Origin of the sequence: Pseudomonas sp. OE 28.3 (assembly GCF_014268205.2) — a bacterium.
Lineage (GTDB): Bacteria > Pseudomonadota > Gammaproteobacteria > Pseudomonadales > Pseudomonadaceae > Aquipseudomonas > Aquipseudomonas edaphica.
This window is the reverse complement of sequence record NZ_CP077082.1, coordinates 3,814,864-3,836,988: the sequence shown is the minus strand read 5'-3', so window position 1 is coordinate 3,836,988 and position 22,125 is coordinate 3,814,864. Positions and strand designations below refer to the sequence as shown.

Genomic DNA, 22,125 nt, shown 5'->3' with positions numbered 1-22,125 from the left:
AACAAAAGAAAGCGTTGGCGGTAATGCTCAAGCAGCAAGGCATCAACCTGTTTGAGATTGCCCCGGTTTTCAAGCGTCAGGAAGGCGAGCCGCTGCGACTCTCTTATGCCCAGGAGCGGCAGTGGTTTTTGTGGCAGTTGGAGCCGCAGAGCCCTGCCTACCATTTGCCACGTGCGTTGCGGTTGAAAGGTCGACTTGATCGATCGGCCTTGCAGCGCAGCTTTGACGCCTTGATTGCCCGTCACGAAAGTTTGCGCACCTGCCTGCATCAAGACGTCGATCAGGTATTACAGGTGGTGAAGCCTGAGCTGCACCTTGAGATCGCTGAGGGTGTGGGTGAGCGCACGCAACTCGAAGCTCAAGTGCAAGCCGAAGTCGCCGAACCCTTCGATCTGCAACAAGGCCCGCTGTTGCGGGTGAAGTTACTGCAGCTGGCACCGGATGAGCATGTGCTGGTGCTGGTGCTGCACCACATTGTCTCCGACGGCTGGTCGATGCAGGTCATGGTCGATGAGCTGGTGCAGTTGTACGTGGGCTACAGCCAGGGCCAGGATGTGCGTTTGCCTGAGTTGCCGGTTCAATACCCCGACTACGCCTTGTGGCAGCGCAGTTGGATGGAAGCCGGCGAAAAAGAGCGCCAGTTGGGTTATTGGGTTGAGCGGTTGGGCGGTGAGCAACCGGTGTTGGAGTTGCCCTTGGATCATCCGCGCCCGCCGGTGCAAAGCTATCGCGGCGCGCGCCTGGACATGGACCTGGACGCGGTATTGGTCAGCCGCCTCAAGGCGCTGGCTCAACGCGAAGGTGTGACGTTGTTCATGCTGTTGCTGGCGTCCTTCCAGACGCTGTTGTATCGCTACAGCGGGCAGTCGGATATCCGCGTCGGTGTGCCGATCGCCAACCGTAATCGCGCAGAAACCGAGCGCCTTATCGGCTTCTTCGTCAATACCCAGGTGTTCAAGGCTGATATCGACGGGCAGATGCCCTTTAGCCAGTTGCTGACCCAGGTCAAGCAGCGCGCACTCGAAGCCCAGAGCCATCAGGATCTGCCATTCGAGCAGCTTGTCGAGGCGCTGCAACCGGAGCGCAGCCTGAGCCATAACCCGTTGTTTCAGGTGATGTTCAACCATCAGACCGAAGCCCATAAGTTGCGGGGCGAGCTGCAATTGCCGGGCCTGGCACTTGAGGCGCTGGAGTGGGACAGTCAGAGCGCACAGTTCGACCTTAGCCTGGATACTCAAGAATCTCCGCAAGGTATCCGGGCTTCGCTGACCTACGCCACGGACCTGTTTGAGGCGCCCACTGTGCAGCGCATGGCCGAGCATTGGCAGCGTTTGCTGCGCGCTATTGTCGGGCGTGCGGACACCCGTGTGGCGCAGTTGGCCATGCTGATCGATGCAGAACAGCGTGATTTGCTGTACGCCTGGAACCAGGGTGGCCCCGTGTTCGAGGCGGCGACAGGCGTTCACGGGTTGTTCGAGGTCCAGGTGCAGCAGCGCCCGGAGGCAGTTGCGCTGTGCCTGGACGAACACACCATCAGCTATGCCGAGTTGAATCGCCAGGCCAATCGCCTGGCGCATGCACTGATTGAGCGCGGTGTCGGCCCGGAAGTGCGGGTGGGTGTGGCAGTCGAGCGCTCGTTCGAGATGGTGGTTGGCTTGTTGGCCGTGCTTAAGGCGGGCGGCGCCTATGTGCCGCTGGACCCGCAATACCCGCGTGAACGCCTGCTGCACATGCTTGAGGACAGCGGCGTGCGTGTGGTGCTGACGCAACCCCATGTGCCGATGCCGCTGCCCGAAGGCATGGCGACGTTGGATGTGGCGGATTCGGGGCTGGCCCACTACGGCGAGAGCAACCCGCTGGTCAAGGTCGACAAACACAACCTGGCTTACGTGATCTACACCTCAGGCTCCACCGGCAAGCCCAAAGGCGTGGCCATCGATCATGCGGCGCTTACCGAGTTTTCTCGGATAGCCGCCGACTATTCGCGCCTGACCCAGGATGATCGCGTACTGCAATTCGCTACCTTGAATTTCGACGGTTTCGTCGAGCAGCTCTACCCGGCGCTGACCCACGGCGCGACGGTGGTCCTGCGCGGGCCGCAGCTGTGGGACAGCGCTCGGCTGTACGACGAAATCATCGCCCAAGGCATCACCCTGGCCGACTTGCCCACCGCTTACTGGAACCTGTTCCTGCTCGATTGCCTGGCGGCGGGGCCTCGATCCTATGGCGCGCTTCGCCAGGTGCACATCGGTGGCGAAGCCATGCCACTGGACGGCCCGGCGCAGTGGGTGAAAGCCGGTCTTGGCCATGTACGCTTGCTCAATACCTATGGCCCCACAGAAGCGACCGTGGTGTCGAGTGTGCTGGACTGCTCAGCGGCTGCTGAAATCGTCGGTGCCACCGCCAGCCCGATTGGCCGTTCCTTGCCAGGGCGCGCCCTTTACGTGCTGGACCGTGACTTGAACCTGACGCCGTTGGGGGCGGTGGGCGAGTTGTACATCGGCAGCCGCTGCGGTTTGGCGCGCGCCTATTTGAACCGCGCGCTGCTCACGGCTGAGCGCTTTGTGCCGGACCCGTTCGGCGAAATCGGCGAGCGCCTGTATCGTACCGGTGACCTGGCACGCTATCGCGCCGATGGCGTCATCGAGTATGTCGGGCGGGTCGATCATCAAGTCAAGATCCGCGGTTTTCGTATCGAGCTGGGTGAAATCGAGGCGCTGTTGTTGGCTCAGCCCTGCGTGCGCGAAACACTGGTGCTGGCCGTCGACAATCAATTGGTCGCCTATCTGGTTGCCGAGCAGCAAGACGCCGCAACCCTCAAGCTGACGCTGCGCGAACAACTGCCGGATTATATGGTGCCGACCCACATCATCTTCCTTGACCGCATGCCGCTGAACCCCAACGGCAAGCTGGATCGTCACGCGCTGCCCAAACCCGACGCCAACCAATCGCAGCAGGCATGGGTGGCACCGGTGACTGAGCTGGAGCAGCAGGTCGCTGCCGTATGGGCGCAAATCCTGGGTGCCGAGCGGGTAGGGTTGACCGACCACTTCTTTGAGATGGGCGGGCATTCGCTGTTGGCCATGCAGGTGGTATCACGCTTGCGTCGTTCGCTGGGGCGCGAAGTACCGCTCAAGCTGGTGTTCGAGCAGCCACGCCTGGAAGGATTTGCTGGCGCTTTGCACGCGCTGGAAGGTGGCCTGGGTGAGCAGGCTCCGGCACTGGTGGCGGTCGGTCGTGACCAGCCGTTGCCACTGTCCTATGCCCAGGAGCGCCAGTGGTTCCTTTGGCAACTGGCCCCGGACAGCGCCGCCTACCATATTCCCAGTGCCTTGCGCCTCAGGGGGCGGCTGGACACGGCGGCGTTGCGGCGCAGTTTCGATGAGTTGGTCGCTCGCCATGAAAGCCTGCGCACCTGCGTCGAACAGCACGCGGAGGGGGCGCGGCAAGTTATCCGTGCGCAGGTGGCGTTACCTGTCCAGTGCGTTGACGTGCAAGAAGCTGATCTGCAAGCGCAAGTCGAAGCCGAAATCGCCCGCCCGTTCAATCTGCAACGCGGGCCGTTGCTGCGCGTGACCTTAATGCGTGTGGCACAGGACGATCATGTGTTGGTGCTGGTGCAGCATCACATCGTTTCTGACGGTTGGTCGATGCAAGTCATGATCGACGAACTGGTGCAGCTTTATGCCGCGTTCAGCCAGGGCCAGGCTGTGCAGTTGCCGGTGATGCCGATCCAGTACGCCGACTTTGCCGTGTGGCAGCGTACGTGGATGGAGGCGGGTGAAAAGTCCCGCCAGCTGGATTACTGGCGTGACTTGCTCGGTGGCGAGCAGCCCGTGCTGGAGTTGCCATTCGACCATCAGCGCCCGGCGCAGCAAAGCTATCGTGGCGCGCGCCTGGATGTGCCGTTACCTGCCGAGCTGGCGCGAGGTCTTAAAACCCTGGCCCAGGCGCAGGGCGTGACGATGTTCATGTTACTGCTGGCCTCGTTCCAGACGTTGCTGCACCGCTACAGTGGCCAGCAAGACATTCGCGTAGGCGTGCCGATCGCCAATCGCAACCGTGTGGAAACCGAGCGTCTGATCGGCTTTTTCGTCAACACTCAGGTACTCAAGGCCGATATCGACGGGCACATGACGGTTGCCGAGTTGTTGGCCCAGGTCAAGCAGCGTGCGCTGGAGGCCCAGGCCCATCAGGACCTGCCGTTCGAGCAATTGGTCGAAGCCCTGCAACCCGAGCGTAGCCTGAGCCTGAACCCGCTGTTCCAGGTCATGTTCAACTATCAGAGTGAGGGTCACCTGGGGGCGCAAGCACTGACGGATTTGCGCATCGAAGGCCTGGAGTGGGAACGCCGTACCGCGCATTTTGATCTCGACATGGATGCGCATGAAAGTACAGAAGGGCTGTGGGCCTCGCTGGGCTATGCCACCGACCTGTTTGAAGCCGTCACCATTGAGCGGATGGCCCGCCACTGGCAGAACCTGTTGCAGGCGATGGTGGCCGATCAACAACAGAATATCGGCCAGTTGCACTTGTTGGACAGCGACGAGCAGCAGCACATCCTGCAGCTGTGGAACCAGGCCGACGCCGGTTTCCCGGCCGAGCGCCTGGTACACGAACTGTTCGCCGATCGCGCCCGGGAAAACCCGGATGCGGTGGCGGTCAAGTTCGAGGCGCAAACCCTGACTTATGGCGAGCTGGACAGCCAGGCCAACCGCCTGGCCCATGCGCTGATCGCACGTGGCGTCGGCCCGGAAGTGCGGGTGGCGATTGCCATGCCGCGCAGCGCGCAAATCATGGTGGCGTTCCTCGCGGTGATGAAAGCCGGTGGCGTGTATGTGCCGCTGGACATCGAATACCCGCGTGACCGCCTGCTGTACATGATGCAAGACAGCCGTGCGAAATTGCTGCTGAGCCACACCAGCGCCTTGCCGCAATTGCCGCTTGCCGAGGGTCTGGACACCCTGGCCATTGACCGCACCGAAGACTGGGCCGGTTATAGCGATACCGCGCCGCAGGTCGATCTGGACGGAGACAACCTCGCCTACGTGATCTACACCTCCGGCTCCACCGGCATGCCCAAAGGCGTGGCGGTTTCCCACGGGCCACTGGTGGCGCACATCATCGCCACCGGGGAGCGTTATGAAACCGACCCGGCCGATTGCGAACTGCATTTCATGTCCTTCGCCTTCGATGGTTCCCATGAAGGCTGGATGCACCCGCTGATCAACGGCGCCAGCGTACTGATCCGCGACGACAGCCTGTGGCTGCCGGAATACACCTACGCGCAAATGCACCGTCACCACGTGACCATGGCCGTGTTCCCGCCGGTGTACCTGCAACAGTTGGCCGAGCATGCCGAGCGCGATGGCAACCCGCCCAATGTGCGCGTGTACTGCTTCGGCGGCGATGCGGTGGCGCAGGCCAGTTACGACCTGGCGTGGCGCGCACTGAAACCGACCTACTTGTTCAACGGCTACGGCCCGACCGAAACCGTGGTCACGCCGCTGCTGTGGAAAGCCCGTCGCGGCGATCCGTGCGGCGCGGTCTATGCGCCGATCGGCACACTGTTGGGCAACCGCAGCGGCTACGTGCTGGACTCACAACTCAACCTGCAACCCATCGGCGTGGCTGGTGAGCTGTACCTCGGCGGCGAAGGCGTGGCCCGTGGTTATCTGGAGCGCCCGGCGCTTACCGCCGAACGCTTTGTGCCGGACCCGTTCGGCAAGCCCGGCAGCCGCGTTTACCGCAGCGGCGACCTGACCCGTGGCCGTGCGGACGGCGTGGTGGATTACCTAGGGCGTGTCGACCATCAGGTGAAAATTCGTGGTTTCCGTATTGAGTTGGGTGAAATCGAGGCGCGCCTGCGTGAGCAGGATGCGGTGGGTGAAACGGTCGTCGTGGCCCAGGAAAGTCCGAGCGGCAAGCAGTTGGTGGCGTACGTCGTGCCCGCTGAACCCGTGGCCGACCCGGTCGCATTCCGCGAAGCCTTGCGTCGTGCCCTGAAAACCCGTCTGCCTGACTATATGGTGCCTGCGCACTTCATGTTCCTGGACCAGATGCCGTTGACGCCCAACGGCAAGCTCGACCGTAAGGGCTTGCCCCAGCCGGACGCGGCGCAGTCGCAAGGTGTGTGGGTTGAGCCGGTTACGCCATTGCAACAGCAGGTCGCGGCGATTTGGGCCCAAGTGCTGGGCGCTGTGCGCATTGGCCTGACGGACCACTTCTTCGAGTTGGGTGGGCACTCGTTGCTGGCCATGCAGGTGATTTCCCGTGTGCGCCAGTTACTTGAGCGTGACGTGCCACTGCGCACCTTGTTTGAGCAGCCGCAACTGCAGGGTTTTGTGCTGGCACTGGACGCCGCTGAAGAGGACTTGGCGCCGCCAATGCGGGCGATAGGGCGGGATCAGCCGTTAGTGCTGTCCTTTGCCCAGGAGCGACAGTGGTTTCTTTGGCAGCTGGACCCGCAAAGCGCCGCTTACCACATCCCGAGCATTCTGCGTCTGAGCGGCCGCCTTGATCTGCATGCCTTGCAGTGCAGCTTTGATCGCTTGGTGGCGCGACATGAAAGCTTGCGCACTCGCATCAATCAGCAGGCTGAGCGCACGGTGCAGGTGGTTTTGCCTGCCGAACCGTTGTCAATCATGCGAGGCGATGCCACTGAGCAGACACTGCAGCAGCAGGTAGAAGCCGAAATTGCCAAGCCTTTCGACCTGCAGCAAGGGCCGCTGCTGCGCGTCACCTTGTTGCGCCTGGCCGAAGATGAGCACGTGCTGGTGCTGGTGCAGCACCATATCGTTTCCGATGGCTGGTCGATGCAGGTGATAGTCGACGAACTGGTGCAGTTGTATAGCGCCTACCGCCAGGGCGAGGTCGCGCAGTTACCGGCGCCGGCGTTGCAGTATGCCGATTACGCACACTGGCAACGCGAGTGGATGGCGGCAGGTGAGCGCGAGCGTCAGTTGGCTTACTGGTGCGAACTGCTGGGCGGTGAGCAACCGGTGTTGGAACTTCCGACCGCGCACGCGCGCCCGGCGCAGCAAAGCTATCGCGGTGCCAGCCTGGAGCTTGAGTTGCCGACGCAACTGGCCGAGGGGCTCAACGCATTGGCGCAGCGTGAGGGCGTGACGCTGTTCATGCTGTTGCTGGCGTCCTTCCAGGGCTTGTTGTACCGCTACAGTGGCCAGCACGACATCCGTGTCGGGGTGCCGATCGCCAACCGCAACCGGGTTGAGGTCGAGCGGTTGGTTGGCTTCTTTGTCAACACTCAGGTGCTCAAGGCCGACCTGGACGAGCAGATCACCGTGACCCAGCTGTTGCAGCAGGCCAAACGCCGCAGCCTGGATGCGCAGAGCCATCAGGACCTGCCCTTCGAGCAACTGGTCGAAGCCCTGCAACCGGAGCGCAGCCTGAGCCATAACCCGTTGTTCCAGGTGTTGTTCAACCATCAGAGCGAGGCGGGGTTGGCCACCCGCGGCCGTCAGTTGCCCGATTTGCGGGTAGAGGGCCTGGATTGGGGCAGCCAGACCGCGCAGTTCGACCTGAGCCTGGACACCCAGGCCACCGCGCAGGGTATCTGGGCCACCCTGACCTATGCGACCGACCTGTTCGAACCGGCCATGCTCACGCGCATGCTGGGGCACTGGCAAAATCTGTTGCAAGGCATGCTCGACGACCCGCAGCAGCGCGTCAGCCAGTTGCCGCTGTTGGACGGCACCGAGCAACGTATTGCGCTGCAAGACTGGAACGCCACTGCTCGCGACTACACGCAGCAGCCTGTGCATCAGTTGATCGAAGCCCAGGTCGAACTCACGCCGGATGCCGAGGCGCTGGTGTTTACCGGGCAGCGCTTGACGTACACCCAACTTAATCGGCGGGCCAACCGCCTGGCCCATCGCCTGATGGACGCCGGTGTCGGCCCCGACGTGTTGGTGGGGCTGGCCGTGGAGCGTTCGATAGACATGGTCGTCGGCCTGTTGGCGGTACTCAAGGCCGGTGGCGCTTATGTGCCGCTCGATCCGGAATACCCACGCGAGCGACTGGCCTACATGCTGGAAGACAGCGGCGTGAGTATGTTGCTGACCCAGGCCCATCTGCTGAGTCGATTGCCGATTCCACACGGAGTGGACACGCTGGTGTTGGGCGAGGCCGATGTCGACAGTTACAGCGAAGCCAATCCCATTAGCGTGCTGAGCGGCGAAAACCTCGCCTATGTGATCTACACCTCCGGCTCCACCGGCCAGCCCAAAGGTGCGGGCAACCGCCATTGTGCGCTGACCAACCGCCTGTGCTGGATGCAGGAAGCCTACGGGTTGAACGCCCGTGACACGGTGCTGCAAAAGACCCCGTTCAGCTTCGACGTGTCGGTGTGGGAGTTCTTCTGGCCGCTGATGACAGGCGCACGCCTGGTAGTGGCTGCGCCGGGTGATCACCGCGACCCGGCCAGGCTGGTAGCGTTGATCAACGCCGAACAGGTCACTACGCTGCACTTTGTGCCGTCGATGCTGCAGGCTTTCCTGCAAGACCCGGCCGTTGCTTCCTGCCACTCCTTGCAACGCATTGTGTGCAGCGGCGAAGCGCTGCCGGTGGATGCGCAACAGCAGGTATTGCGCAAGTTGCCGCAAGCCGCGTTGTACAACCTGTATGGCCCGACCGAAGCCGCCATCGACGTGACCCACTGGACCTGCATCGACGAAGGGCGTGACACGGTGCCCATTGGCCAGCCGATCGCCAACCTGTGCACCTATGTGCTGGACGCACAACTGCAAGCGACCGCTGTGGGTGTGGCAGGTGAGTTGTACCTGGGCGGTATCGGCTTGGCACGCGGTTATCATCGACGCCCTGGGCTCACCGCCGAACGGTTTGTTGCTTCACCGTTCGAGCCCGGAGCGCGCCTGTATCGTACCGGCGACCGCGTGCGTCAGCGTGCCGACGGGGTTATCGAATACCTTGGGCGCCTGGATCATCAGGTCAAATTGCGTGGCCTGCGCATTGAATTGGGTGAGATTGAAGCGCGCGTTCTTGAACATCCACAGGTGCAGGAAGCCTCGGTCCAGGTGGTTGATGGCAAGCACCTGGTGGGCTATCTGGTGTTGCTGGCGCCGAGCGAAACCTGGCGTGAATCCCTGGGCGCACACCTGTTGGCGCACTTGCCGGACTATATGGTGCCGGCGCAATGGGTGCTGCTGGCGCAAATGCCCCTGAGCCCGAATGGCAAGCTGGACCGCAAGGCGTTGCCCAAGCCTGATGCGCACGCGCAAGAACGCGTCTATCAGGCGCCGCAGACGCAGCTGGAGCAGCGCCTCGCGACGATTTGGGCCCAGGTCCTGGAGGTTGAACGCGTCGGGTTAAATGACAATTTCTTTGAGCTGGGTGGCCATTCGCTGTTGGTGTTGAGGCTCAAGGAGCGCATCCGCAAGGCGACCGGCACAGCGCTGTCGGTCAGCCAACTGATGCTTAACCCGACCATTGCGGGGCAGGTGGCCTGCCTGGGTGGCGAAACCCGCCACTCGCTGATCGTCAAACTCAACAGCCAGACCCAAGGCACGCCACTGTTCCTGTTCCACCCAAGCTTTGGTTCGGTGCATTGCTACAAGGCCATCGGCCTGGCACTGCGCGAACAACGGCCGGTGCTGGGGGTGATCAGTCGGGCGTTGGTCGAGGAGGGCAGTGACGTGCCCAACTGGCAATCAATGATCGATGACTACACCGCGCAACTGCTCGATGCCGTACCCGAAGGCCCTTATCGCCTGGCCGGTTGGTCCCTGGGTGGCAACCTGGCCATGGAGGTCGCGTATGCGTTGGAACAGGCGGGGCGTGTGGTCGAGGTTGTCGGTTGGATCGATGCATCGCCGCCGCACTGGCTCAAGGTCTATTGGGACACGGCGGTGATGACCGATGACAGTGAAGTGCCGGTTAATCAGCGGCGTGTCGAGTTATTGCAGGTGATGTTTGCGCAGTCGAGCGCGTTGATTCAGGCAGCGTGGTTGCAAAGCCAGGCGCTCTCTGAAGACGAGGTGCAGCAATGGCAGGCGTTCAGCACGTGGGCCGAAGGCGCGCTTGGTGAGACCTATGTGGAGGTCAAGGCCAGCTTGCTTGAGGGCGACGAAGCGCAGATCTCCTGGGAACTCGACCGTGCTCTTGGCCAGAGTCTCAAGGACGCCGACTTCAAGCCGATCCAGGCACCGATCAATTGCTGGTGGGCCGCTGCGAGCCGGGCAGGGCAGCATCGTCAGTTAATTGAGGCAAGCATGGCGCAGGTTATGGGCCGGCCGTGTATTGAGCAGTCAGTACTGATCGACTCTACCCATGATCGAATCATCGACAACGCCGCGTTCGTGCAGAGCTTTGCTGATGCAATGAAGTAACCCCCGGTGTAAAAGAAACGCCCCTGGACCGATGGCCAGGGGCGTTTTTTTATCGGTGTTATTCGCCAAGCGTCACGATTTCAGCGGGCAACAAAAAGCCCCTGGTCATCAGCGATGACCAGGGGCTTGGGCTGGATCAGAAGTTCCAGCGGGTGCTGAGCATGACGTTACGCGGGTCGCCGTAGTAAGCCGAGTTGTAGAAGCCGATGTTGGTGTAGTACTTCTTGTCGAAGATGTTGTTGACGTTGAGGGTCGCCGATACGTTCTCGGTCACCTGGTAACGGGCCATCGCGTCGACGATCCACAGTGGGTCCTGGGAGAAGTTTTCCTCGGTGCCTTTGGCATAGTTGTTCAGCAGTTTCCAGCCAGTGCCCTGCCAGCGCACGCCGGTGCCCAGGGTCAGCTTGTCGAGTGGGCCGGTCAGCTTGTAGCTGGTGTAGATATTGACCTGATCTTCCGGCTCCCAGGTGGAGAGCTTCTCACCCTGTTTGTCGCGCATGATCTTATGGGTATAGCCCGCCTGCAACTGCCAGCCTGGCGCCAGCTCGCCGGAAATTTCCGCTTCGTAGCCTTTGGTCTTGGCTTCGGTGCCCCTGGAGGCGTAATCCAGCCCTGGGTGGCTGTTGGGGATGTAATCCGTGTCGTCGACGGCGCGGTTTTTCTCGTGAACCTCGAAGTAGGCCAGGCTCGAATTCAGGCGACCGTCGAAGAACTCGCCCTTAAGGCCGATCTCGTAGTTCTTGCCTTCATCTGGTTCCAGCGGTTTGTCGTTGCGGTCTCGGTAATCGTCCTGGGGCAGGTAGATTTCGGTGAAGCTGGCGTAGGCCGAGAAGTTGTCGTTGAGGTCATAGGTGATGCCGGCATAAGGCACTACCTTGCCGGTGTCCTTGACCTGGCTGGTGCCGCTGACTTCGTAGTTGTTGACCCGAGTGCCGAGGATCAGGTGCAAGTCATCCGCGAGGCTGAAGCGCCCGGTGATGTAGCTGGCGCTCTGGCGGGTCAGCTCGTCGTTCTTTTTGGTTCGAGGACCACGGTCCGGCTTGGGGGCGTCGCCGTCCCAGTTGAAGTAGTCGTGGCTGTTGTCGTAGTTGGTGGCGTTGGTGTAGTCGCTGCCCAGCCAGTGCGAGCGCGAGACCGACGTGCCGACCACCAGTTCGTGCTCACGCCCGAACAGGCTGAACGGCCCAGTGGCGTAGAGATCACCCGTGTCGCTGGTGGTTTCACCATTGTAGGTACGGGTCAGCAGCGATGCCTTGCCCGTTTCGGCATTGGGTGACAGCAGGGCCGACAACGGGGCTTTGTAGCCGTTGATCTGGTGGTTGTACTGCGCCTTGCCGACCCAGCCGTTGTCGAACGTGTGTTCCAGGGTGGCGAAGGCGGTACGGGTGTACTGTTTCCACTTGCTGTACTTGGCGCCGTTGTTGAAGGAGCGCGGGGTGCTGATGTGGTTGCCGGCCGAGTCAAAGAGCGAGGCCGCACCGGACCAGCTGGAGCCCTGCGGGTCACTGTCCTGGTAGTCGCCACCGATGGTCAGCAACGTATCCGGTGCCAGGTCGAACTCGAGAATGCCGTAGTAGACGTTGGTCTGGCGTTGGTAGTGATCGAGGAACGTGTGTTTGTCCTGGTACGCCGCAACAGCACGGCCACGCACGTTGCCGGTCTCGGTCAGCGGGCCGCTGACGTCGATTTCCGAACGGTAGTTGTCCCAGGAGCCTGCGCCCAGGTCCACATAGCCCTTGAATTCCGAGGTGGGCTTTTTACGCACCATATTGATGGTGCCGCCCGGGCCGCCGGCGCCGGTCAGCAGGCCGGTGGCGCCCTTGAGGATTTCGACGCGGTCGTAGATCACGGTGTCGGTCAAGGTGTGGCCCGACGAGTACTGGGCATCCTGCAGGATCGGAATACCGTCGTACTGGAAGTTCTGAATGGCGAAACCACGAGAGAAATAGCTGGTGCGCTCGCTGTCGTAGGTGGCAACGGTGATGCCCGGTGTGTGGCGCATCACGTCGTCGATCGACTTGAGGCTGAAGTCGTCCATAGCCTGGCGGGTCACCACGGAAATCGATTGCGGCGTCTCACGTGGGCTTAACACCATGCGCGTCGCGGTGGCGATGGTGCCAGGGGTGTAGGAGCCGGAGCCTTCGGTGATGGTCCCCAACTGGTTGGCGGTTACCTGGGTAGCACCCAGTTCCAGTGCCGACGGTTTCGCCGCGCTGATGGTGAACGAGCTGCCCTGCAGGTCATAGCTGATGCCCGTCCCGGACAGCAAGGTGGTCATGGCCTGGCCAGGTTGCAACTTGCCTTTGATCGCGTGGCTGCGCTTGCCTTCTACATCGGTAGGGCTGTAGAGCACCTGCAAGTTGGTCTGGCGACCGAACTCCTGAAGCGCGCTCCCCAGCGGCTGTGCGGGCACATTCAATTCGACCTCCTGCGCCTGCACATAACCTGCCACCGGCAGTGCCAGTGCCAGGGCAATCGCGCTTGGCAGCAGAGGGGTATTCAAGAGGCGGCGCATGGAGAGTGCCTTGCTCAAGGGACTCAGACCGAACGTTGCTGGCATGGATGCATTCTCTTCTATGTTTTAAGTGGGCAGCTTTTAGTGTTTATTGAGGTCAATTCTCATTACCGCTAGTGAGACGTTCCTATCCGGAAAAACCGGAAAATAAATTTCAAGCCGGTTCCATCTCGTGCACGACCTTGCCCGCACGCAGGCGCACCAGTTGGTCGGCGATGTCGAAATAGCGGTCGTCGTGGCTGATCACGATGATGGTTTTGCCCAGGCGCTTGAGGTCGGGCAGCAGCTCGGTGTAGAACACGCGGCGGAAGGCCGGGTCCTGGTCGGCGGCCCATTCGTCGAACACCAGCACCGGGCGTTCTTCGAGCCAGGCATTGACCAGCGCCAGGCGCTTGCGCTGCCCGGTGGAGAGGTCGGTGGTGCTGAATACGCCGTCCTTGACGCTGACTTTGTGCGCGATTTCCAGGCGCTCCAGGTACTTGGCAGCACTGTCCAGCGATTGCGTGGCGCTGCCCTGGACCAGGTCGTCGAACAGGTAATAGTCGGCGAACACCGTGGTGAACAATTGGCGATAGTCATCGCGCACCGGGTCGGTCACGGTTTCGCCGTTCAGGCGGATTTCGCCGGCGTCGGGTTGATACAGGCCCAGCAACAGTTTGATCAGTGTGGTCTTGCCGCAGCCGTTCTCGCCGACGATAAACACGATATCGCCCTGCTGGATGCTCAGGTTGATCGGCCCCAGGTGAAACGGCTCGCTGCCCTCTACCGGCGGTGGGCTGTAGGTGACGCCACGCAGTTCAAGGCTGTTGACCACCGGCGTGGGGGCTTCGCTGCCGTCCATCAACAAATGCGGCTCGGGGGACGAGAAGCGATCAGACAGCTCGGTGATACGCGCAAAGGCAATGCCGGCCTTGCCGATGATCGGCAGGTAACCGATCACGTGTTCGAGCGGGCCTTTCATGTACAGCAGCACCAACACAAAACCGGTGATCACCGCCGGGTCCGGATTGGGGCTGTAGGCTTGCATGGCCAGGGCCAGGCCGATGACCACAAAGAACAGCATCGAGCCAAAGGTTTTGGCCACGATGTAAATGTTGACCGAGCGCACCTGGATGTCGCTGATCCGGTCGGCGGTTTCCTGGATACGGTGGGTGTTCATCCGGTAGCGCCGTGGCCGGTGGATGCGCAACTCCTTGGCGCCGGAGGCGATCGCCGAATAGTAGCGCTGCAGTTCGTCTTCCAGGTCGCGGGCTGCATCGAAGCCGCGTATGCCTTTGTGGCCGGCGATGAACTGCACGCTGCTGCCGATCACAATGGCGACGATCATCATCAGGAACATCGGCACAGACAAGTAGGCCAGGTAACCCAGGCAACCCAGGGTTACCGTGCTGGCGATGGCCAGCGGGGTGAACGCGAAGGAGAAATCGCTGATGGTATCGACGTCGTGGGTGAGCACCGGGATCAGGCGGTGCGAGCGGTAGCGTTCGATCTGCTCGATGGGCGCCGACAGCACTTTCTCGCCGAGATCCTTGCGCAGGGCGGCAATGATCCGCTGGCCCACATAGTTGGTGCCGATATCCGAGACGATCGAACTGGTCAGCGCCAACAGGCACAGCGCCGCAAAGGTCAGGACCACGCCCTGGGTCATGCCGGTTGTAGAGTGCAGGGCGTTATTGATAGTCGCCAGCAGCAACGTGATGGCCAGGCCGCCGGCCATGCCCAGCGCGACAGAGACTGTCACGATGGTGCGAAAAGGCCTGAGCAATGCGAGCAAACCGTTAAAGGCGCCGCGCTTGGGGTCGGTCATAAATACTTCCCGGAAAGTGAAAAAAGAGGGGGCTGGGCACACAGACCCTTACCCATGACAAACGAAGTGTCGGGGCGACTATTTAGCGCGGCGCGCCGGGCGGTGGCCTGGGTCGATAAATTGCCTGCAGGCTGGTTCGTTCTTGTTGTGTAGGCGCACGCGTATTGGCGCGTGCCTGATCTATCCAGCGAGAGCGAAACAATGACGAAAAAGAATCTGGTGTATGTCTGGTCCCTGAGAAACGCTGCCGCCGACAAGGCCGGGCAGCCGGTGGCCTACAAGGACCACGAGCGCTATATGAAGTCGGTGCTGGAGTTTCTGGTGGGGTCGCTGAACGACACACCGTTGGGCCAGGCCTACAACCTGGTCGGCGTGGTGTACGACGATGACGAGCAGAACCCGCGGGACCAGCAGTTGGTGGCCGACTATGGTTTTGCCTATCAGCCGGGTCGCCAGTGGCTGTACCCGGCGGACCTGCGCGTGCAGGGCAAGCTGGTCAATGACTTGTTGCTAAGCGTGCCGTCCACCTACCGTCGCCTGCCGCGTGGCAGCGCCGAACACATCGCCGGCAAGCAGGATTTTGAACGTCGCTTGCACGACACCCTGGTGGAGTTGAAGGCCGATATCGTGGTGCTGGACGGCCTGTTGGTGATCCTCGATGAGTTGGTGCGGCCCGGCGCGCCGTTCGCGCGGCGAATCATGAACATTCACCCAGGCATTACCCGTATTGAATCGCCTTACGAGCGCCGTGGCGCCTATGCCACCTGGAATGCCTTGTACGGCGCGCGCGGGCAGACGGTGGTGGATTGGGCGAGCAAAGCCACCAAGGCCTGCGAACCGCTGTACCTCACCGGCGCTTCGTTCCATTACGTGGACAACGGCATTGATTCGGGCGAAGTGTTCCACGACGTGCTGAAAACCGAGATTTCGCCTGAGGACACCATCCTCGAATTGCGCTGGAACAACTTCAATAACAGCCTGTTCCCGGCGTTGCATGAAGGGTTGGAGTTGTTGGCTCAGCAGGCTTAAGGCGATCCAAGTGTGGGAGCTGGCTTGCCTGCGATGGCCTCAACTCGGTGTACCTGATGTACCGAGGTGTCTGCATCGCAGGCAAGCCAGTTCCCACATTCTGCTCGGTGTGCTGCTTAAAGGTCGCGCACTACCCGAAACCCAATCCAGTCCCCGCGGGTTTGCGGGTAGATGGTGTTGCGGTTGCCCGAGCGTGAGAACACCGGCGCTTCGCCCCAGTCATTGCCGCGGATCTGGTAGCCCTCGCAGTGGGGCTCCATCCAGGCGCTGCCGTCGGTAGGGGCGCCGATATAGTTGGGGTGCTCGCAGTCGGCAACCCGCTCATACACATTGCCGTGCATGTCGTACATGCCGAATGCATTCGGCGGGTAGCTGCCCACCGGCGAGGAATAGCTGTAGCCATCTGCCGGGCCGTAGGTGTTGGCGTGCTGGGCGATGCTGTAGCCCTTGCCCTCGTCGAACGGGAAGGGGAACGGCCCGGTGGAGCCGGCGCGGGCGGCGTATTCACGTTGGGCTTCGCTGACCATGTGGTACTTGTGCCCGGTTTTTTCCGATAGCCAGGCGACGTACTGCTTGATGTCGTCCATGTCCATGCACACTGCCGGCTGGCGTGGCCCTTGCGGGTAGCGGGGCTTGCTGGCGATGCATTCGCGGCCGGGGCGGGTGTCGCCGTCGGCGATCTTGACGCCGGTCTGGCGGATATAGCTGTCCCATTCGGCGGCAGTGACGTGGAAGCGGCTCATGGCAAACGGTTTGGCGAAGGTCACGTCGTGCATCGGGCCTTCATCGGGCTCGCGGCCGACTTCGTCTTCCGGCGTGCCCATGGTGAAGGTGCCGGCGGGCAGCACCACCATTTCCGGGCAGTCCTTGCAGTCCTTGAACACTTTGCCGGGTTGCGGCGTGGCGGCCTGCGCCAGGTTGGGCAGCCATGCCGCGCAAAGAGCAGTCAGCGCCAGGGCGGTCAGGGGTTTGAGTCGGGATGGATTCATGTGGGCATCTCGTTCAAAGGAAAAAAGGGCGCATCACAGGCGTTGGCTCAGCAGGGCCATAAACTGCTGGATTTCGTCCGAGCTGTTAAGCAGGCCGGGGGAAGTGCGGATCACCGGGCCGACATCGCGGTCGACGGCATCGATCACCACGCGGTTTTTCAGCATATGGGCGACGACCGCTTCGCTGTCCTGGTCCTTGACCCGAAAAAACGTAAAACCGGCCGACAGGTCGGTGCTGCGCGGTGTCACCAACTCGATCTGCGGATGCGCCAGCAACTGGGTTTTGAGTTCGCTGTTGAGTACGTGGATGCGCGCCTCAACCTGTGCCTTGCCCAGTTGCAGGTGCAGCTTGAACGCTTCATCCGCCGCCCAGCGATGCTCAAAGGCGTGGTAGCCGCCGGGCGTCATGGTGGTGGCAAAGTTGGTGTCTTCGGAGAAGGTCGGCACCATGGGTGTGACGTATTTGTTTTCGGCGTCGCGGGCGCAGACCAGCCCGGTGCCGCGTGGGCCGAACATCCATTTATGCGTGCCGGCGATAAAGAAGTCGCAGTGCATGGCCGGGAAGTCGAGGTTCTCCACGCCAAAACCATGTACGCCATCGACCACATACAGGATGCGGTCGTTGTCGTCGCGGTTGCGATTGAGTTCCTCCACCAGCTTGCCGATTTCGCCGATCGGCAGCTTCACGCCACTGCCGGACTGCACCCAGGTCATGCCCAGCACGCGGGTAGTGGGGCGAATGGCGCGCTTGATGTTGCCCAGCACTTCGTCACTGGAGACCTGGCTGGCGCGCTCGAACAAGCGGATGCGCCGCACCTGGGTGCCTTGGCGGGCGACGCGAAAGTCCAGCACGTTCTGGGTGGCGTAGTGTTCGTGTTCGGTGGTGAGAATCTCTTGGTCGGGGCGCAGCTTGATCCCGCCGTAGATCATCGCCAGGCCTTCCGACGTGCTGCCGGTGAGGGCGATCTGAGCCGGCTTGGCGTTCAGGTAACGACCGGCCCATTCGCGCACCTGGCCTTCACGTTTCCAGGTTTCTTCCAGGCCCCAGTCCATGGCCAGGCCGGGGTTGCGGTCGATCTGCTGGCCGTAGCGCTCAATGGCTTCGCGCACGGGGCGTGGGTGGGAGGTCACCAGGAAGTTGGAAAAGTGCAGGTAGTCCGGGTCTTGGGTGAACAGCTGTTTGAAACCCGTCCATGGGTCGTTTGTGGCAGGCGACTGGGTGGCTGCCTGGGCGTGCGCGAGCAATGTGCTGCCCAATGGCAGGCTGGCGGCGAGTACGCCAGCCTGCTTGAGGAATGTACGGCGGTCGGTCATGGACTGGCTTCTGAGTAATTAGCGGTTGGCCAACGGCTTGGCGGCTTTTTGTACCTGGTCCCACACCCGCAGGAAGTTGCCTCCCCACAGCTTGGCGATGTCGGCCTCGGAGTAGCCGCGCTGGATCAGTTCGGCGGTGACATTGCGCACTTCGCCGACGTTCTCCCAGCCCTGGATGCCGCCGCCGTCGTTGAAGTCCGAGGCGATGCCGACGTGGTCGATGCCGATCTTGCGCACGGTGTAGTCAATGGCATCGCCCCAGTCCTTGAGGGTGGCCTTGGGTTCTTCTTCAAGAATGGCGTACAGCCCCTGGGCGTACTGGCCGAACTTCTGCTCGGGCCAGGCGGCGATGATGGCGTCGCCGGGCATCAAGGCCACGGCCAGGTTGGGCAGCGACGGCAAATCGAAGCGCGCACGCAAGGTGTTGAGCTTGTCTTGGGTGGGTTGGCTCAGCGGGCGCAAATAGGCCGGGAAGCCCACCACCTGCACCACGCCACCGCTGTTTTTGATCAGTTGCAGTTCTTTGTCGCTGAGGTTGCGCGGGATATCCACCGAGGCACGCGGCGCCGAATGCGAGGCAATCATGGGGGTACGGCTCAATTGCGCGACTTGCTCCAGCGCCTTGGTCGACATCTGCGACACATCGATGATCACGCCCAGGTCGTTGAGGCGGTGCACGGCTTGTTGGCCGATGGCTGACAGCCCTTCAAGCGCGTCGGTGGTGTCATTGAAAAACGGCAGCGGGCGTGACGAGTCGGACCAGGCGTTGTTGCCGATATAGCTGAAACCGAACATGCGCATGCCGCGTGCCGCCCACAGGTCCAGCTGGTTGAGGTCATCGCCCAGCGGGTAGGCGTTGAGCATGCTGATAAAGATCGCAAACTTGCCCTCGCCATGCAGGCGCCGCATATCGTCCGGGGTGTAGGCGATGCCGACCTGATTGGGGAAGTCGCGCACCATGCCGGAGATGATCTTGTAGCGCACCTCCTGCTCGTGACGGGCCTCCTCGACAAAACCGTCGGTGGGTTTGTGCGGCGCGTTGGGGCCGTTCCAGATTTCCGGCCAGCCGAAAATCGTCAGGGCCGCGCCCGACAAACGCCCGCGTGCCGCCTTGGCCAGGTCGAACTGGCCACTGCCATCCTTGTCGGCTTCGTTGCCGGCGGTGCCGAAATCCATGGGCACGGTGATATGGCTGTCGAACGACAACAAGCGGTCCTGCATTTCGTTGGCCTGCTTGATCACCTCCAGCGGGTAGCCGGCATTGCCTTTGAACCAGTGATCCCAGGCCAGGAAACCGACCCCGGCGCCGATGGCCAGTGCCAGCGGCAGGCCGATATACAGCGCCTTTTTCGAACGTGATTTTGTCATTGCCATCTCAGTCAGTTGAGGCCTTTGCTATCAGGGAAGAACGAGCCATGGCCGGGGAAATTTAGGCGCGGGCGCTGGGCCGGTAAATTTCTCGCGGCCGTCAACGTTCTAGCTCTGATCAAGCTGTTTCCTAAGGTAGACAATGACCCTCTCTCGACGTGGCTTCATCGCCGGCCTGGCGCTGACCGGCGCTGCCGTGCCAGCGGCCCTTTATGCCCACCGCGAGCTGACGCGTGAAGAATTCCCGATCACGCCGGGCGAGGCCACGGTGGACCTGGCCGACACCGCCGGCCAACACCTGGCCAATACCCTGCGCGGTGTGTGGAGCCTGCGCCTGGAGGGCCGCGATGCGGGCCTTAAAGGCTTGCCGCTGCAAGGCCTGGAGCTGTTGCTCGACATCGCCCCGCTTGGCCGTGGCTTGCGTGGCTATCTGGACACCGCTGCAAACCTGCGTGCCGAGGGCGAGCCGCGTTACCGCGTGCTCGGTGATCTGCTGACGGGCGAGGGCGCCGTGCTCTACTGGCGCCTGATCGACCGCGACGCCGCGGATGGCGCACCGGCCTATGAGTTCAAGATGACCCTCGACGAAGTTTGGGCCGACTTCGCCAATGCCGGCAGCAGCACCCTGAGCGGGCAGGTTCTCGACCTTGAGCGCCCCCTGGCCCTGACCGAGCGCGACAACCGCTTTATCGCCCACAAGCAACTGTTCCCCGAGGCGCGCCAGCGTATCGGCCTTAACCCGACCTTGCTGGCCTGGCTGATCGCGCCTGAGCACCGGCTGTTCCACCAGCTCTGGCACGCCACCCGTGACCAGTGGCACAAGCTGTCCGAGGAAAAACGCGATGCCCTGCGCGGTATCGGTTGGCAACCCGGGCCACGCGGCCAGGAGCGCGACGCGCGCGGCAAACGCAAAGACCGCAACGGTTCGGGTATCGACTTCTTTTTCATGCACCGGCATATGCTTGGCACTGCGCGCTCCATGCAAGACCTGCCTTCCTGGCCGCAATTCCCTGAACCCCAACCGGCGCTGGAACGCGATCGCCTGGGGTTTTTGCGTTATTTCGATAACCACGACGGCTTTGCGCTGCCACCCTGTTGGTCAGCACCTGATGACAGCGACTACACCCAATGGGTCAGCGATATCAAGGCGGCCGAGACCTACCACAGCAACTTCCAGGTGTGGGAGTCGCAGTACCGTGACCCGCGTTACCTGGCCAAACTGACCTTGGGCCAGTTAGGTTCGGAGATGGAGCTGGGCCTGCACGACTGGCTGCACATGCGTTGGGCCTCGGTGCCCCGTGACCCGTCCAACGGCGCGCCGGTGCCGTTCGCCCGTGACCCGGCGGACTTTGCCGCGCGTTGGTACGCGCCGCAGAACGACTTCCTGGGCGACCCGTTCTCATCGCACGTAAACCCGGTGTTCTGGCACTTTCACGGCTGGATCGATGATCGCATCGAGGACTGGTTTCGCGCCCATGAGCGGTTCAATCCAGGCGAGGTCAGCCGGCTGGAGGTCAACGGGGTCAAGTGGTTTGCCCAAGGCCGCTGGGTGGAAGTCGCTGACCCATGGCTGGGGCCGGACACCCACGGTTGCAGCACCACGCCGGGGCTGCAGATGGGGCGGTCGATGGAGATGGACCCGGAGACCATGAAGCTGGCGCTGCGCATCACTTTCGCCGAAGAAGACGGATTGCAGGCCTTGTTCAAGCGCGTGCCGAAACGGCCCTGGTATGCGCGCCACTTGAAACTCAAGTAATGCCCGGGACGTTTGGCCACAGGTCTGCAACAAGGAACAAACGTTCGGCTTCTTCCCAATCTGCGCCTTGCTGAACCAGCCGCACCAGTAATTGGGCCGGTGCCATCGGGTCGAGGTCTGCCAGCCAGGCTTGCATCCGGTCAGCACGCCACACCTGATCCTCCGAGTAATGCGCCGGCGCCAGCCAGGCGTGCCGAGGCAGGGGTTGCCAGCGCCCCGGCGGGCTCTGGCTGACGAAGTCGCGCCAATCACGCTGATGCAGCCAGCGCCCGCGCAGGTGCTGTGGTTCAACGCCCAGCGGGGATTCGGCGGTGCCGGGCCACGGATAGAGCAAATACCCGCCCAGCCACAAATGTGCATCGAACTGCGCAATATCCAGCGCCGCCAGGGCTTCGCGGCTTTCCGGGCGGGCCGAAATCGGTAGTTGATGCTGGGCCAGGTGCGCGAGCTTGCGGTCCAGCCGGTCATGACAGCCGGGGCCGAGCCATTGCGCGGGGTCCTGGCCGTTGCCGTCCTGCGGCCCCAGATACAGTTTGATCGCCAGTTCCAGGTGGTGCACGCCATCGCGGTCGCGCACCAGCATATCCAGCTCGCCCAGCGTATGCCCGGCGCGGCGGATCGGCAGGTTGGCGGCCAGTAACTCCACCCCCGGCGCATGTTGCACCGCGAATTGCCACAGGCGCTCGTAGTACAGGCCCAGGCGCCGCGTGCGCGACAGGCTTAGCCAATGCTGCAAGGCGCTGCTGTCCTGGTCGAGGGTGCGTAACCACTGTTCGAGCCGGTGCGGCGCCTGTACCCAGTCGCTGCCGGCCAGCGGGTGGCGCTGCGGCCAGGGCGTTTGCGCAAGCATCGGCGGGGCGAGCACCACCCACGCCAGGTCGCGCACCTCGGGGTGGCGCAATTGGCGGGGCAGGTTGAGCAGGTCGGGGAACACAGTCATGGTCCGAGCATAGCCTTTTAGAGCCGTTAAGGGTGGCTGA

Annotated in this window: 9 protein-coding genes; 3 read left to right on the top strand and 6 right to left on the bottom strand. The window is 62.2% G+C overall.

All coding sequences use genetic code 11. The features are described 5' to 3' along the window. Positions 1-23: 23 nt before the first annotated feature. Positions 24-10,367 (top strand): non-ribosomal peptide synthetase, encoded by a 10,344-nt coding sequence (locus HU759_RS17095; RefSeq protein ID WP_186617755.1) that lies wholly within the window; start codon positions 24-26, stop codon positions 10,365-10,367. Positions 10,368-10,503: 136 nt separating this feature from the next. Here the strand turns inward: HU759_RS17095 and HU759_RS17090 are convergent, their stop codons facing one another. Continuing rightward, positions 10,504-12,882, bottom strand: a complete 2,379-nt coding sequence (locus HU759_RS17090) for a TonB-dependent siderophore receptor (RefSeq protein ID WP_186617731.1) — start codon at positions 12,880-12,882, stop codon at positions 10,504-10,506. Between the two features lie 154 nt (positions 12,883-13,036). Continuing rightward, positions 13,037-14,689, bottom strand: coding sequence for a cyclic peptide export ABC transporter (locus HU759_RS17085; protein WP_099549287.1), 1,653 nt, complete (start codon positions 14,687-14,689; stop codon positions 13,037-13,039). 201 nt (positions 14,690-14,890) lie between these two features. Between HU759_RS17085 and HU759_RS17080 the strand changes: the two genes are divergently transcribed. Further along, entirely contained in the window at positions 14,891-15,718 is an 828-nt protein-coding gene (locus tag HU759_RS17080; RefSeq protein WP_170039680.1) for a N(5)-hydroxyornithine transformylase PvdF, read from the top strand. A gap of 116 nt (positions 15,719-15,834) precedes the next feature. Here HU759_RS17080 and HU759_RS17075 read toward each other — a convergent pair whose 3' ends face one another. From HU759_RS17075 to pvdM, 3 genes are read right to left on the bottom strand one after another with little or no spacing between them, the layout of a single operon-like run. Continuing rightward, positions 15,835-16,707, bottom strand: a complete 873-nt coding sequence (locus tag HU759_RS17075) for a formylglycine-generating enzyme family protein (RefSeq protein WP_170039678.1) — start codon at positions 16,705-16,707, stop codon at positions 15,835-15,837. A gap of 33 nt (positions 16,708-16,740) precedes the next feature. Then, a complete protein-coding gene (locus tag HU759_RS17070; RefSeq protein ID WP_186617732.1) occupies positions 16,741-18,021 on the bottom strand; it encodes an aminotransferase class V-fold PLP-dependent enzyme in 1,281 nt (426 codons plus the stop codon). Positions 18,022-18,039: 18 nt separating this feature from the next. Continuing rightward, positions 18,040-19,389: a pyoverdine-tailoring dipeptidase-like protein PvdM gene (gene pvdM, locus HU759_RS17065; RefSeq protein WP_186617733.1), complete on the bottom strand. Its 1,350-nt coding sequence runs from the start codon at positions 19,387-19,389 to the stop codon at positions 18,040-18,042. 142 nt (positions 19,390-19,531) lie between these two features. On the opposite strand from pvdM, the gene HU759_RS17060 reads away from it, so the two are divergent. Then, complete coding sequence (locus HU759_RS17060) at positions 19,532-21,145, top strand: PvdJ/PvdD/PvdP-like protein (protein ID WP_186617734.1); 1,614 nt, start codon at positions 19,532-19,534, stop codon at positions 21,143-21,145. Here the strand turns inward: HU759_RS17060 and HU759_RS17055 are convergent. Next, positions 21,138-22,085: a DUF1853 family protein gene (locus HU759_RS17055; RefSeq protein WP_186617736.1), complete on the bottom strand. Its 948-nt coding sequence runs from the start codon at positions 22,083-22,085 to the stop codon at positions 21,138-21,140. The two genes, HU759_RS17060 and HU759_RS17055, sit on opposite strands and share 8 nt — an antisense overlap. Positions 22,086-22,125: the final 40 nt, after the last annotated feature.

Coding starts and splice junctions, on each gene's coding strand:
- HU759_RS17080 (WP_170039680.1), top strand. CDS start 14,891: ATGACGAAAAAGAATCTGGTGTATGTCTGGTCCCTGAGAAACGCTGCC.
- HU759_RS17090 (WP_186617731.1), bottom strand. CDS start 12,882: ATGCGCCGCCTCTTGAATACCCCTCTGCTGCCAAGCGCGATTGCCCTG.
- HU759_RS17070 (WP_186617732.1), bottom strand. CDS start 18,021: ATGACCGACCGCCGTACATTCCTCAAGCAGGCTGGCGTACTCGCCGCC.
- HU759_RS17075 (WP_170039678.1), bottom strand. CDS start 16,707: ATGAATCCATCCCGACTCAAACCCCTGACCGCCCTGGCGCTGACTGCT.
- HU759_RS17060 (WP_186617734.1), top strand. CDS start 19,532: ATGACCCTCTCTCGACGTGGCTTCATCGCCGGCCTGGCGCTGACCGGC.
- HU759_RS17095 (WP_186617755.1), top strand. CDS start 24: ATGCTCAAGCAGCAAGGCATCAACCTGTTTGAGATTGCCCCGGTTTTC.
- pvdM (WP_186617733.1), bottom strand. CDS start 19,389: ATGACAAAATCACGTTCGAAAAAGGCGCTGTATATCGGCCTGCCGCTG.
- HU759_RS17055 (WP_186617736.1), bottom strand. CDS start 22,085: ATGACTGTGTTCCCCGACCTGCTCAACCTGCCCCGCCAATTGCGCCAC.
- HU759_RS17085 (WP_099549287.1), bottom strand. CDS start 14,689: ATGACCGACCCCAAGCGCGGCGCCTTTAACGGTTTGCTCGCATTGCTC.